This is a genomic window from Gilliamella sp. W8136 (genome assembly GCF_016101285.1).
Classification (GTDB): Bacteria; Pseudomonadota; Gammaproteobacteria; order Enterobacterales; family Orbaceae; genus Gilliamella; species Gilliamella apicola_N.
Window position 1 is genome coordinate 100240 of sequence record NZ_JACFQU010000010.1, and the last position, 13838, is coordinate 114077.

Here is a 13838-nt window from a genome sequence, read left to right on the forward strand (position 1 = left end):
TTAACCAAAAAACTTTTTCACTTTATCAAAAAAGCTTTTTTCTTTCGGGCTATGTTTAGAGCTTTTGTCCGCTTTAAAACTTTCACCTAACTCTTTCAGTAGCTCTTTTTGTTTACTGGTTAAATTAACTGGTGTTTCAACTACGACATGACAGTAAAGATCACCAACCGAACTACCACGCAATGATTTAATACCTTTACCACGTAATCGGAACATTCTGCCTGTTTGCGTTTCGGCTGGAATGGTTAAACTTACTTTTCCGTTAAGGGTTGGAACCTCAACTTCACCACCCAGTGATGCTAAAACAATGTTAATCGGTATTTCGCAATGTAAATTAGTGCCATCACGTTCAAAAATCGCATGCTGTTTGATCTGTACTTGAACATATAAATCACCTGCTGGAGCACCATTTAAACCGGCTTCACCTTCACCAGCAAGTCGAATTCGGTTTCCAGTATCAACACCCGCTGGAATAGTTACTGATAGTGTTTTATTTTTTTGTACACGACCTTCACCATGACATTTCTTACATGGATTTTTAACAACTTTACCACGACCATGACAGGTTGGACATTCTTGTTGTACAGCAAAAAATCCTTGGCGCATTTGTACAACGCCAGCACCATGACAAGTATCACAAGTAACAACATCCGATGATTTTTCAGTACCTTGTCCATGACAAGTATCACATGTGACCCAAGTTGGTACTTTAATTTCTTTGCTGACACCGTTAGCTGCTTCTTCTAGTGTTAGCTGCATATTATATTGCAGATCAGCGCCTCGTGATGCCGTTTGACCACGTCCACGCCCCCCACCGAAGAAGTCACTGAATAGATCATCAAATGCACCCCCACCAAAACCACCGAAACCGCCAAAACCACCTGCTCCAGCGCCGCCACCTTGTTCAAATGCTGCATGGCCATATTGATCATAAGCAGCTTTCTTTTGGGCATCGGTCAAAATCTCATATGCTTCTTTGACTTCTTTAAATTTTGCTTCAGCTTCGGCTTTATTATCCTGATTTTTATCAGGATGATATTTCATGGCAAGGCGTTTATAGGCTTTTTTTATTTCACTTTCTGTGGCTGTTTTGCTTACGCCTAATATTTCATAATAGTCTTTCTTCGCCATAATTAACCTTTATTTTTATCATAACATAAACAACTAAACGGGCTTGAGTTACCTCGCGCCCGTTTAATGTGTTACATGTTTAAAACTCGTTGAAATAACTCATTAAAAAACATCTTTATCAATGCTTATTATTTTTTCTCGTCATCAACTTCTTTAAAATCAGCATCAACAACATCATCATCTTGCGCCGCAGAACCGCTGTTAGCTTGGTTTGCAGATTGACCAGCTTGAGCTTGTTGTTGTTCTAATTCAAGCAATTTTTTAGATGCTTCCATCAACGCATTGATTTTTGCTTCAATTTCAGCTTTATCTTCACCGCGAGCAGCAACTTCTAAAGCGCTTACGGCATCTTCAATCGCTTTTTTATCATCTGCTGATAGTTGATCACCAGCTTCTGTCACTTTTTTACGAGTTGAGTGAACAAGATGATCCGCTTGGTTACGCACTTGAGCTAACTCTTCAAACTTACGGTCAGCATCGGCATTTGCTTCTGCATCATTTACCATTTTTTGGATCTCTTCTTCACTTAAACCAGAAGAAGCCTTAATAGTAATGTTTTGTTCACGACCTGTATTTTTGTCTTTCGCTGATACATGTAAGATACCGTCAGCGTCGATATCAAAAGTAACTTCAATTTGTGGCATACCACGAGGTGCAGCTTGAATACCATCAAGGTTAAATTGACCTAATGATTTATTATCACTAGCACGTTTACGTTCACCTTGTAACACATGGATAGTTACTGCTGATTGGTTATCTTCAGCTGTTGAGAACACTTGACTATGTTTAGTTGGGATAGTTGTGTTTTTCTCAATTAAGGTAGTCATTACACCACCCATAGTTTCAATACCAAGTGATAATGGTGTTACGTCAAGCAATAATACATCTTTAACATCACCACCAAGCACACCACCTTGTACTGCAGCACCAACTGCTACTGCTTCATCAGGATTTACATCTTTACGTGGCTCTTTACCAAAGAAGTCAGCAACCGCTTTTTGCACCATTGGCATACGAGTTTGACCACCGACTAAAATTACATCTTTAATATCAGAAACAGAAAGACCAGCATCTTGTAAAGCAGTTTTAACTGGTTCCATTGAACGTTTAACTAAATCTTCTACTAAAGATTCAAGTTTTGCACGTGTTACTTTGATATTTAAATGTTTTGGTCCGGTTGCATCAGCAGTGATATATGGTAAGTTGATATCAGTTTGTTGTGCTGATGATAATTCAATTTTCGCTTTTTCAGCAGCTTCTTTTAAACGTTGCATTGCAAGTGGATCGTTTTTAAGATCGAAACCTTGTTCGCGTTTAAATTCATCAACTAAATAGTTAATTAAACGAGAGTCAAAGTCTTCACCACCTAAGTGAGTATCACCATTTGTAGCTAATACTTCAAATGTTTTTTCACCATCAACATCATCAATTTCGATAATTGAAATATCGAATGTACCACCACCAAGGTCATATACTGCGATAGTGCGGTTACCCACATCTTTATCTAAACCATAAGCAAGCGCAGCTGCTGTTGGTTCGTTGATGATACGTTTAACATCTAAACCAGCAATACGACCAGCATCTTTTGTTGCTTGACGTTGAGCATCATTAAAATAAGCTGGAACAGTGATAACGGCTTCAGTAACTGGTTCACCAAGATAATCTTCTGCTGTTTTTTTCATTTTCTTTAATACTTCAGCAGAGATTTGTGGTGGAGCAATTTTTTGTCCTTTAACATCAACCCACGCATCGCCGTTGTCAGCTTTTACAATTTTGTATGGCATAATACCCACATCACGTTGTACTTCAGCATCTTCAAAACGACGACCAATTAAACGTTTAATAGCAAATAATGTATTTTGTGGATTTGTTACTGCTTGGCGTTTTGCTGGTTGACCAACTAAAATTTCACCATCTTGTGTATAAGCAATAATGGAAGGGGTTGTGCGATCACCTTCTGCATTTTCTAATACTTTTGCTTGCCCATTGTCCATCACTGCAACACATGAATTTGTTGTACCTAAATCGATACCAATAATTTTACCCATAATCTTTGTCTCCTCAAAACCTGTATTTTATTTCTTGTATATAAGTCTTAAATTTTAATTTTCAAGCTTTAAATTTATACAAAGTAATATTTTTTGTTTCCACATAGATGGGAACAATATTGTTAATATCAAGGGGCAATATAAAAATTTTTTAATATATCTTGATTGCTGGGTTCTCTGCACTTATCATTGCCGCTCTTTTTTTATTGTAGAACTTAATTTATAGGATCTTTATGGAACAAACAAAACTTGCAAATCCTGGCCCTTTAGGTTTAATGGGATTTGGTATGACAACAATTTTATTAAATATTCATAATGCAGGATTCTTTCCTGTTATGACTGTAATTGTCTCAATGGGTATTTTTTATGGTGGTCTTGCACAAGTTATTGCTGGTATTTTAGAATTCCGCAAAGGCAATACGTTTGGAACAACAGCATTTACCTCTTATGGTTTCTTTTGGATCGCATTAGTTGGTATTTGGTATTTACCTACTTCACCAGCAACTGCACCATCTGATGCAACCTTTGTGGGTATCTTCCTTGCTTTATGGGGAATTTTTACTGGTTTTATGTTTATTGGTACCTTGAAAGGCAATCGAGTATTACAATTTGTTTTTGCTAGCCTAACACTGTTATTTGCTCTATTGGCAATTGGTAATATTTCAGGTGATCATGGCATTATTCATATTGCTGGATTTGAAGGCATTATTTGTGGTGCAAGTGCAATTTATTTGGCAATGGCAGAAGTGATTAACGAACAATTTGGTCGTACTATTTTGCCTATTGGTGCACCTAAAGGCGCAGCGCATTAAGAAAATTAAGCAGTCATATAATTGACTTTTTTAAGTGAGCAATGAAAACGGGGAAATATCCCCGTTTTTTTATGTCCAATAAGAGCGATTAAAGTCGATTATTTTTTATAAGCATCATTATGCACACCAACTGCCGCTCGGCCAGATGGATCGTTTAAGTTTTTAAATGATTCATCCCATTCAATTGCTTTAGCCGTTGAACACGCAACCGTTGGACCGCCTGGTACACAATGGGCAGCACTTTCAACTGGGAATAATTCATCAAAAATTTCACGATACATGTATGCTTCTTTCGATGCAGGCGTATTGTAAGGGAAGCGGAATTTTGCATTTTCTAACTGCTGATCAGTAATCTTGCTTTCAGCAATCTCTTTTAATGTATCAATCCAGCTATAACCAACACCGTCAGAGAATTGTTCTTTTTGACGCCAAACTACCGATGCAGGTAAATAAGATTCAAATGCTTCACGAACAATGTGTTTTTCCATTTTACCGTTGCTGCCACACATTTTATCTTTTGGATTAATGCGCATCGCCACATCTAAGAATTTTTTATCTAAGAATGGTACTCGAGCCTCAACACCCCAAGCAGCCATAGCTTTATTTGCTCGTGCACAGTCGTACATATGTAACGCAGCTAATTTACGTACGGTTTCTTCATGGAACTCTTTTGCATTTGGCGCTTTATGGAAATACAAATAACCACCAAATACTTCATCCGCACCTTCACCAGATAGAACCATTTTTATACCCATTGCTTTGATCTTACGCGCCATTAAATACATTGGCGTTGAAGCACGAATGGTGGTTACATCATAAGTTTCGATGTAATAAATGACATCACGAATCGCATCAATACCTTCTTGAATAGTAAAGTTAATTTCGTGATGAACTGTACCTAAATGGTCAGCAACAGCCTGTGCAGCTTTCAAATCTGGCGCACCTTTTAAACCTACCGCAAATGAGTGTAGCTGCGGCCACCAAGCTTCTGATTTTTCATGATCTTCAACACGGCGCGCTGAGAATTTTTTGGTAATGGCAGAGATAACTGAAGAGTCAAGACCGCCAGATAATAACACACCATAAGGCACATCAGACATAAGATGGCTTTTAACAGACTCTTCTAAAGCAATACGTAACGCATTAATATCGGTCTTGTTATCTTTTACATTCTCGTAGTCCATCCAGTCACGTTGGTAATAAGTTTTAATTTCACCTTCAGTACTAGATAAATAACTTCCAGGAGGGAAAGCTTCAATGGTTTTACAAACGGGTACTAGTGCTTTCATTTCTGAAGCAACATAAAACGTACCATTTTCATCATATCCCATATACATAGGGATAATACCTATGTGATCACGACCAATGAAATAAGTACCTTTATTGATGTCATAAAGGATAAAAGCAAACATACCTTGTAATTCATCAAGACAATGGATACCTTTTTCTTGATAAAGAGCTAAGATTACTTCACAGTCAGAGCCTGTTTGAAATTCATAACGATCTTTGTACTGATTTCGGAGTTCTTGATGATTATAAATTTCGCCATTGACTGCTAAAACTAAAGTTTTATCTTTATTATAAAGTGGCTGAGATCCTGTATTAACATCTACAATTGATAAACGTTCATGAGCTAAAATAGCTTTATCAGAAGCAAAAATACCAGACCAATCAGGACCACGATGACGTTGTAGACTTGATAGCTCTAATGCTTTTGTTCGTAGTTGTTCTGGATCTGATTTAATATCAAGAATACCTAAAATCGAACACATTGATTTTCTCCATTTAAAATCGCCTAGGCGATACAATTTACAAGTAAAAAACTAACTATCTGTATGAAAATATTCATATCATTTTGTTGTTATTGGTAATTATGCTCTTTTCAAATTAATGAATGTGAGCAAAATTCTAAATAAACAGCATACACATTATTGATACACAATTAAAGTACAATATCGTTATACTTTTCCTATCATTGCAAAAAGATCACAATTATTTTTTTTGCCATTGACCTTGTTGCTTTATATATTGACCTGCTGGCGTTTTGTCTTGTGCTTTACTACCAGCTCGATTTTCCACTTCATTTAATGGAACTTTACTTTCAGCAGAAACTTTTTGGTACTGTGCTTTGCGAGCTTGATTAATTAAATTTGCAATCTCACTGGCATTGCCTTCATTTTTTACTACACCTAAGTAGCCATCTGCTTGTTCTCCTACTAATCCTTGCGCTTTGGCTTGGCTTAGTGAATCGATGGCTTGTTCTAAAGTCAGTGCTGATACAGAAAAAGATAAAACAGCAGTAAATAAAGCTATTGTCACTTTTTTATAGATACTCATAGCACACTCCTTAATCATACTTTTTATCATTAAATTTAAAAGTAGCAAAAGATTTTTCATGCATAATAATTTGTATTATCAACCATCTTTGCCATTTTCCTACCATAAATCACTCATTAATAAAATTTTACTTTTTAATATAGTCCAGATTTATTGATAATATTGTCTAATGCCTTATCGACTTTAATATTAATCTCATGATCGATTTTTACATTTAAATTAATATTAATAGGTTCGCTTGGCGTTTGCACTTTGACCGTTGGCGAACATCCCATTAACGCACTACCTAATATCATTATTGCAATAACTCGTCGTATCATAAAATGACCTCTTATTTTGCAGATTCCTTTTTTAAATGTGCTTCAATACGTTTACGAATTGGTTCACTAATTTGATCTGATAATTGTAAACTCATGAGCAGCTTGGCGATATTTTCTTCTAATGTTACATTTAAATTGACGGCTTTGCCATCTTCAACATCCAAATTATGTCCTTGGATATGAAGCCCTAATTTAGCAACATCATCAGCATAATCAACCGTTCCATCTAGTTTAGTATAATGAAAATTTTTAATAATATCTGTGAGTATTTTCATATTAGGGTTACTTTTAGCATAATTTTTTAGAGCTGAGTTTTCAAACTGTAAATAGCCTTGATTGGTTGTGGTTAGCTGTCCTTTTTTAATTATCGGTTTAAAAGTCACACCTTCTTTTTTATTCACAGATAATAATGTAATAGGTAATAATCCATCAATAGCACCCTCACCAGCCAGCCCTTCAGCAGGATATGCGGCGAAAATATCTTTTAATTGTATCTGCTTTAACCTTAAATTAAATTGTTGGGGTAATTTAGCTAAATTCAATTTACCGGCTTCAAGAAAGATAGAGCCTGAAAAAATAGCCGCTTGTGCCTTTTTCCAAATAATCGTACCTTTGCTTGGTCTATTAAACGATGCGGTATAACTACCAGACAATTTTACCTGTTGCAAAGCGATCCCCATATTTATCTCTTGTATATTGAGTGTTGGCAATGAAACAGTAAATTGCTTATTTTTGATATCAACATTGATATTACCCGTAGCAGATTTTATTTCACTATTTTTGTAAATACCGTTGAATTTATTAAGAGTTAATTTAGCTGTAGCTAATATTTGTTTAGGTTCAACCGGAATGGGAGATTGTACTTTAAAGGTTAACGCTCCATTTAATTGGCTAAATATAGAATCGTCAGATAAATTCGCTTTCTCTATAGTTACTGAAGCATTGCCAGAATTAGTTAATTCAAATCGATTATTGGTGATCCAACCCGTGAATGGCAATAATATTTTCCCGTTTTCTATACCAAACTGATTTAAAGTAGTGGTTAAAACACCATTTTGGATATCAATACGCAAATCATTTTGATTAAATAATAATGTGGCCGAAAGATTGGCAACATATTGGTTATTTGCCGATACATCCAAATGAATAGCTTGTTGCTGTTTCGTTGCTTTAACTTTCACATCAAACAGTTCACGATTTTGTTCATAAAATCGCAATGAGTCAATATCGATCGTCGATGGTAGCCAGTAAACAATGGTTGGTATGGATGAATAATCAAACCCCGATTGATTTTGCTTTTCAGATGCCGTTTCAATGATATTTTTGGTATTATCTGTGACGATTTTGCTATCACTTGATTGCCAATTAATATTAAGATTTTGCGCTGATAGTTTTGACAAGGAGATAAATACATCTTTAGCCGTAACCGTAAATTGCGCCTCTTTATTAACCGTTAATTGATCAAATGAAAGACCGGATAGGTTAATATGGGCACCTTGCCAGTTTATTGAGAATCCATACTCTTGTTTAAATTTTTGCCAATAACGCCAACCAAATAGACCAAGTACCGTGATAAATACTAAAATACTGAGTGAAATCCAATAGCGTTTTTTTAAACGAGCCATATTCGTTCTCGACTTAGCTAAAATTATTGCCGGAATCACCCGGCAATAATAGGATGATTATGCGGGTGTTTGCTCTCGCTGGTTAATATATGCTAGTGCTTTATCGATTCTTGCTAGCGTGCGTTTTTTACCAACAGCAAATACCGTTGCATCAACAGATGGGGATTGACCAATACCTGTTACCGCAACACGAAGTGGCATACCTACTTTACCCATGCCTATTTCAAGCTCAGCAGCCGTTTCTTCAATAACCTCATGGATTTTATGAATTTCCCAATTAAAATCAGCAATAGCTTCAATTTTTGCTCGGATGTTTTCTAGTGGCTCTTTGGCAACTGGGCGTAGATGTTTTTTTGCAGCATCAGCATCAAAATCAGAAAAATCTTGATAACAATAAGCACATGATTGAGCCATCTCTTTTAGTGTTTTGCAACGTTCACCAAATAACTTAATAATTGTAATCAGATCTGGGCCTTGTGATAAATCATAGCCATGTTGATTCATATGCCAAACTAAATGCTGAGCAACATAATCAGCATCTAAATGATTAATATAATGGTGATTTAACCAAAGTAATTTTTCAGTATTAAATGCACTTGCAGACTTACTCACTGCATCTAGTGAGAAGAAATCAATCATTTCTGGCACTGAAAATATCTCTTGATCACCATGAGACCAACCAAGACGAACTAAATAGTTCAGTAATGCCTCTGGCAAATAACCATCATCACGGTATTGCATCACGCTTACTGCACCATGACGTTTAGACAATTTTTGTCCATCATCACCTAAAATCATTGATACGTGCCCATATTCAGGCAGTGGCGCTCCCAATGCTTTTAAAATATTAATTTGGCGAGGCGTATTATTGATATGATCTTCACCACGAATAACATGGGTGATTTCCATATCCCAGTCATCAACAACAACACAAAAGTTATAAGTTGGAGAACCATCAGTACGACGAATAATTAGATCATCAAGCTCTTTATTAGCAATTTCAATTGGACCACGGATCAAATCATTAAAAATAACTACGCCATCTACTGGATTAGCAAAACGGACAACATGCGGTTCAGTATGTGAGTGCTGTTTTTGTACTTCATCACAACGACAATGACCGTCATAGCGAGCTTTTTCACCTTTCGCCATTTGCTCTTCACGTAATTTTTCAAGACGTTCTTTCGAACAGTAACAACGATAAGCGGTACCTTTAGCTAACATTTCATCAATAACTTGATTGTAGCGATCAAAACGTTTAGTTTGATAGTAAGGGCCTTCATCCCATGACAATTTTAACCAATTCATACCTTCCATAATCGCTTCAATCGCTTCTGGTGTTGAACGCTCAAGATCAGTATCTTCAATACGCAATACAAACGCACCTTTTGCATGACGAGTATAGAGCCAAGAGTAAAGCGCTGTACGTGCACCACCTACATGTAAATAGCCTGTTGGGCTAGGTGCAAAACGGGTTTTAATTTTCATGAAATAATCCTAATAATAACAGAAATGAGCGCCGATACTATAAGGTTATCATTTGCGCTCTTTTTATTTTGACAATATCAATTAATAGAATAACTTTTTGATATACATTCATTTTAGTTGCTTATTCTAACATGCTAAAAGGTTTCGGCAATAGTCATGTTAATGTTAGAAAATTAATAACTAACTTGTAAAAAAGTTTGAGGTTAAGCATACGTTTGAGTATAAAACATTGATACTTAACCTTTGTATTTTGAATAATTAATGCGCTTCATCCCAGTTATTGCCGATACCGACATCGACTTTTAAAGGTACAGATAACTGATAACAATTTTCCATAATCTTTTTAATTTCTGTACAATATTGCTCAACAAACGCATCTTTTACTTCAAATACTAATTCATCGTGTACTTGCATCACCATTTTAATATTATCTTCGGATTGATTTTTTATCCACTCACTCATTTTTATCATGGCGGTTTTGATAATATCGGCCGCGGTACCTTGCATTGGTGCATTAATTGCTGCTCGTTCTGCCCCACGCTTTTCAATACCGTTAGTTGATCTAATTTTAGGTAGATACAAACGACGACCAGACAAGGTTTCAATATAACCTTGCTCAGCAGCAAGTTGGCGAGTTTGTTCCATATATTGTTGAACACCAGGATAGCGTTCAAAATAACGATCGATGTAAAACTGCGCTTCTTTACGAGGGATATTAATCTGTTTAGATAACCCAAAAGCACTCATACCATAAATTAAACCAAAATTAACCGCTTTAGCGCGTCTTCGCTCTTCATTGGTAACTTCCGATTCAGCTTTACCTAATATTTCACCAGCGGTTACTCGGTGAATATCTTTATCATGAGCAAAAGCATTAAGTAAACTTTCATCTTGCGACAAATGCGCCATAATACGTAACTCAATTTGTGAATAGTCAGCAGAAATGATTTTACAACCTTTCGGCGCAATAAATGCTTGGCGAATACGGCGTCCTTCTTCATTACGTACCGGAATATTTTGTAAGTTCGGATCGTTAGATGATAATCGTCCCGTAATAGTACCGATTTGATTATAGTTAGTATGAATACGCTGATCGATTGGACTAATCATCAATGGCAATTTATCGGTGTAAGTATTTTTCAATTTAGCTAATCCACGATAGAACAAAATCATTCTCGGTAATTCGTATTCGTTAGCCAGTTCACTTAATACTTCTTCACTGGTTGATGGATCACCTTTTGGTGTCTTTTTTAAAACAGGTAAATTATGCTTATCAAATAAAATCGCTTGAATCTGTTTTGGTGAGGCTGGATTAAATTTTTCGCCAGCGAGTGATTGCAGTTGCGCTTCAATTTCAATTAACTGTTTAGCTAACTCATTAGAATAGTCATTTAATTGTTTAGCATCAACTAATACACCGGTTCTTTCCATTTCAGCTAATACAATAGCCAGTGGCATCTCAATATCAGTAAATAGCTTTGTTAATTTTTGGTCTTTTTCAAGTTCTGGCCACAATTTTTCATGCAGTTGCAATGTAATATCGGCATCTTCAGCCGCATATTGAGTGGTTTTTTCTACTTCAATAGCATCAATGGTAACTTTCTTTTTATCTACTTTAGTGAGCTCATCATAAGTGATGGTTTTATGATTGAGATAACGATTTGCCATACTATCCATATCATGACGTTCAGTACTATTTAATACATAAGATTCAAGCATGGTATCAAAGGCAATACCACTCACCTTAATGCCATAATTAGCTAATATGCTGTAATCAAATTTAGCATTTTGCGCAATTTTTTTAATCTCTGGGTTTTCAAGTACAGGTTTTAATTTGGCTAATACCTCGGTTAAAGGTAATTGCTCTGGTACCCCTAAATACTGATGAGCCAGTGGAATGTAGGCGGCTTGATAAGGTTCAACACTCAGCGATATACCCACTAATTTAGCATGTACATGATCAACATTATCGGTTTCAGTGTCAAAAGCAAATTGCTTGCTATTGGTTAACTTGATAACCCAGTCATCAAGCTGTTCATGCGTTAATATACATTGGTAATCGGTCTCTTTCTTTTGTGCAGTAACTGAATGTTGTTGATCTTCCAATAACGATAAACTTTCACCTGCGATGCCATTTTTTTGCTGTTTTAGAAACGTACCCGCAATTAACTCTTTTTGCCAACGATGAAAGCCATAATAAGCAAACAATTCAACCAATTTATTGACATCAATATCAGTAATGAGCAGTTGCTCATTAGTAAAATCTAATTTTACATCAGTTTTGATGGTAGCAAGCAAATAGGAAAGTTCAGCTTCATTTTGATTATCAATTAATTTTTGTTTTAAGGATTTTGCACCACGGATCGATAATTTTTCAATATCATCTAAGCGTGTATAAATATCTTTAACACTGGTAAATTCAGTCAATAAGCTTTGTGCCGTTTTTTCACCTACACCCGGCACACCCGGTATATTATCGGAGGAATCACCTCTTAACGCTAAATAATCAATAATTTTTTCGGGCGGAACACCAAATTTATCCATCACACCTTTTGGATCAAGCACAGCATTATTCATTGTATTAATTAGAGTGATTTTATCACTCACCAACTGCGCCATATCTTTATCGCCAGTACTAATTAGCACGTCCAGATTTTCACGTTCAGCTTGTCTGGCTAAGGTACCAATAACGTCATCAGCCTCAACACCTTCAATACATAGTAATGGTAACCCCATCGCTTTCAAAATAGTATGAATCGGTTCAATTTGGGGACGAAGATTTTCAGGCATCGCTTCACGCGTCGCTTTATATTCGCTATAGATCTCATTACGAAATGAGCCCCCTTTCGCATCAAAGACCACCGCAATATGGGTAGGGTTATATTGATTAATCAAACTGCGAATCATATTAATCACACCAAAAATAGCACCAGTTGGCTCACCTTTGGCGTTAGTTAATGGAGGGCATGCAAAAAAAGCACGGTAAAGATATGAAGATCCATCAATTAAAATAATTGGTGTGTTATTTGGCATTTCTATTACCCAAATGTTATTCAAGTCAATGGCTGATAGTATAACCTAATTAACCTTAATATTCTTATTTATAACCATAATATAATGTAAAAAAGTTTCAGGTTAACTATACGTTTCAGTATAAAAAACCAGTAAACAACTGTATATTGTTTAATAAGTGTTATATAATGCTGCTTTTGTTTTCGCCTGAGTATGTAATAGATGACAGAATTAAGTCTTGCTGCGCAAAAAGTCAAAGAAGCTCTCGCCGCTAAAAATCTTGAAACCCCATCAAGTCGTTTAGATATGGATAATAGTGAACGGAAAGCTAAAATTGAAGCACACTTTCGAGAAATTATGAAGCTTATGGAACTTGATTTGAGTGATGATAGCCTCGCTGAAACTCCGCACCGCGTTGCAAAGATGTATGTTGACGAAATCTTTTCTGGACTTAACTATCATAACTTTCCCAAAATCACCCTAATTGAAAATAAAATGCAGGTTGATGAAATGATAACCGTTCGGGATATTACTTTAACGAGTGTGTGTGAACACCATTTTGTCACTATCGATGGCAAAGCTACGGTTTCTTATATCCCAAAAGATAAAGTGATCGGCTTATCGAAAATTAATCGGATTGTTGAGTTTTTTTCACAACGTCCACAAGTACAAGAAAGATTAACCCAACAAATTTTGGTTGCACTGCAAACTCTTTTAGGAACAGTTAATGTTGCCGTTTCAATTGATGCCACACACTATTGCGTAAAAGCTCGCGGAATTAAAGATTCGAACAGTCTAACGACAACAACTGCCTTAGGTGGAGGATTTAAAACCAATCCAAGCACTCGGCAAGAATTTTTAAGGGCATTAAAACACTATTAATAAAAATTATAGATATATACCAATACGATGTGTTATTTATCAGTAAAGTAATAAAAGTATAAATAACAAGCTAATGAACTATTTTGTTGTGAAATTTTATCTAATAATCAATATTAATTTACGCAAACCCAAAATATGCGTTAAGACTTGATATCACAATCAAGTCTTATTTATTCAATAAGC

General features: G+C 35.8%; 10 protein-coding genes. 2 read left to right on the plus strand and 8 right to left on the minus strand.

All coding sequences use genetic code 11. The features are described 5' to 3' along the window. Entirely contained in the window at positions 1–1131 is a 1131-nt protein-coding gene (gene dnaJ / locus H3T96_RS08260; protein WP_144092062.1) for a molecular chaperone DnaJ, read from the minus strand. Between the two features lie 128 nt (positions 1132–1259). Continuing rightward, positions 1260–3179, minus strand: coding sequence for a molecular chaperone DnaK (dnaK, locus tag H3T96_RS08265; RefSeq protein WP_065738193.1), 1920 nt, complete (start codon positions 3177–3179; stop codon positions 1260–1262). Between the two features lie 233 nt (positions 3180–3412). Between dnaK and satP the strand changes: the two genes are divergently transcribed. Then, positions 3413–3991: an acetate uptake transporter gene (satP, locus tag H3T96_RS08270; protein WP_086326013.1), complete on the plus strand. Its 579-nt coding sequence runs from the start codon at positions 3413–3415 to the stop codon at positions 3989–3991. Between the two features lie 98 nt (positions 3992–4089). Here satP and asnB read toward each other — a convergent pair whose 3' ends face one another. The 6 genes from asnB to polA form a co-directional block, all read right to left on the minus strand. Then, on the minus strand, positions 4090–5763 hold the full coding sequence (gene asnB, locus H3T96_RS08275) for an asparagine synthase B (RefSeq protein WP_025314311.1): 1674 nt from the start codon (positions 5761–5763) through the stop codon (positions 4090–4092). Positions 5764–5983: 220 nt separating this feature from the next. Beyond that, positions 5984–6328: a YdbL family protein gene (locus H3T96_RS08280; protein WP_086307948.1), complete on the minus strand. Its 345-nt coding sequence runs from the start codon at positions 6326–6328 to the stop codon at positions 5984–5986. A 134-nt stretch (positions 6329–6462) separates the two neighbouring features. Then, a complete protein-coding gene (locus H3T96_RS08285; protein ID WP_065738189.1) occupies positions 6463–6648 on the minus strand; it encodes a YnbE family lipoprotein in 186 nt (61 codons plus the stop codon). Positions 6649–6659: 11 nt separating this feature from the next. Beyond that, a complete protein-coding gene (locus tag H3T96_RS08290; RefSeq protein WP_144092060.1) occupies positions 6660–8273 on the minus strand; it encodes a YdbH domain-containing protein in 1614 nt (537 codons plus the stop codon). 57 nt (positions 8274–8330) lie between these two features. Continuing rightward, positions 8331–9761: a glutamate--tRNA ligase gene (gltX, locus tag H3T96_RS08295; RefSeq protein ID WP_086326011.1), complete on the minus strand. Its 1431-nt coding sequence runs from the start codon at positions 9759–9761 to the stop codon at positions 8331–8333. Between the two features lie 258 nt (positions 9762–10019). Continuing rightward, positions 10020–12794, minus strand: coding sequence for a DNA polymerase I (gene polA, locus H3T96_RS08300; protein ID WP_144092058.1), 2775 nt, complete (start codon positions 12792–12794; stop codon positions 10020–10022). A 201-nt stretch (positions 12795–12995) separates the two neighbouring features. Between polA and folE the strand changes: the two genes are divergently transcribed. Then, positions 12996–13655 carry a GTP cyclohydrolase I FolE gene (gene folE / locus H3T96_RS08305; protein WP_086326009.1) on the plus strand — a complete coding sequence of 220 codons (660 nt, stop codon included), beginning with the start codon at positions 12996–12998 and terminating at the stop codon, positions 13653–13655. The last annotated feature ends 183 nt before the right edge of the window (positions 13656–13838 follow it).

What these genes read in the sequence shown, in the direction of transcription:
- H3T96_RS08290 (WP_144092060.1), bottom strand. Translation starts at nt 8,273, where the DNA reads ATGGCTCGTTTAAAAAAACGCTATTGGATTTCACTCAGTATTTTAGTA.
- satP (WP_086326013.1), top strand. Translation starts at nt 3,413, where the DNA reads ATGGAACAAACAAAACTTGCAAATCCTGGCCCTTTAGGTTTAATGGGA.
- folE (WP_086326009.1), top strand. Translation starts at nt 12,996, where the DNA reads ATGACAGAATTAAGTCTTGCTGCGCAAAAAGTCAAAGAAGCTCTCGCC.
- H3T96_RS08285 (WP_065738189.1), bottom strand. Translation starts at nt 6,648, where the DNA reads ATGATACGACGAGTTATTGCAATAATGATATTAGGTAGTGCGTTAATG.
- dnaK (WP_065738193.1), bottom strand. Translation starts at nt 3,179, where the DNA reads ATGGGTAAAATTATTGGTATCGATTTAGGTACAACAAATTCATGTGTT.
- gltX (WP_086326011.1), bottom strand. Translation starts at nt 9,761, where the DNA reads ATGAAAATTAAAACCCGTTTTGCACCTAGCCCAACAGGCTATTTACAT.
- asnB (WP_025314311.1), bottom strand. Translation starts at nt 5,763, where the DNA reads ATGTGTTCGATTTTAGGTATTCTTGATATTAAATCAGATCCAGAACAA.
- H3T96_RS08280 (WP_086307948.1), bottom strand. Translation starts at nt 6,328, where the DNA reads ATGAGTATCTATAAAAAAGTGACAATAGCTTTATTTACTGCTGTTTTA.
- polA (WP_144092058.1), bottom strand. Translation starts at nt 12,794, where the DNA reads ATGCCAAATAACACACCAATTATTTTAATTGATGGATCTTCATATCTT.
- dnaJ (WP_144092062.1), bottom strand. Translation starts at nt 1,131, where the DNA reads ATGGCGAAGAAAGACTATTATGAAATATTAGGCGTAAGCAAAACAGCC.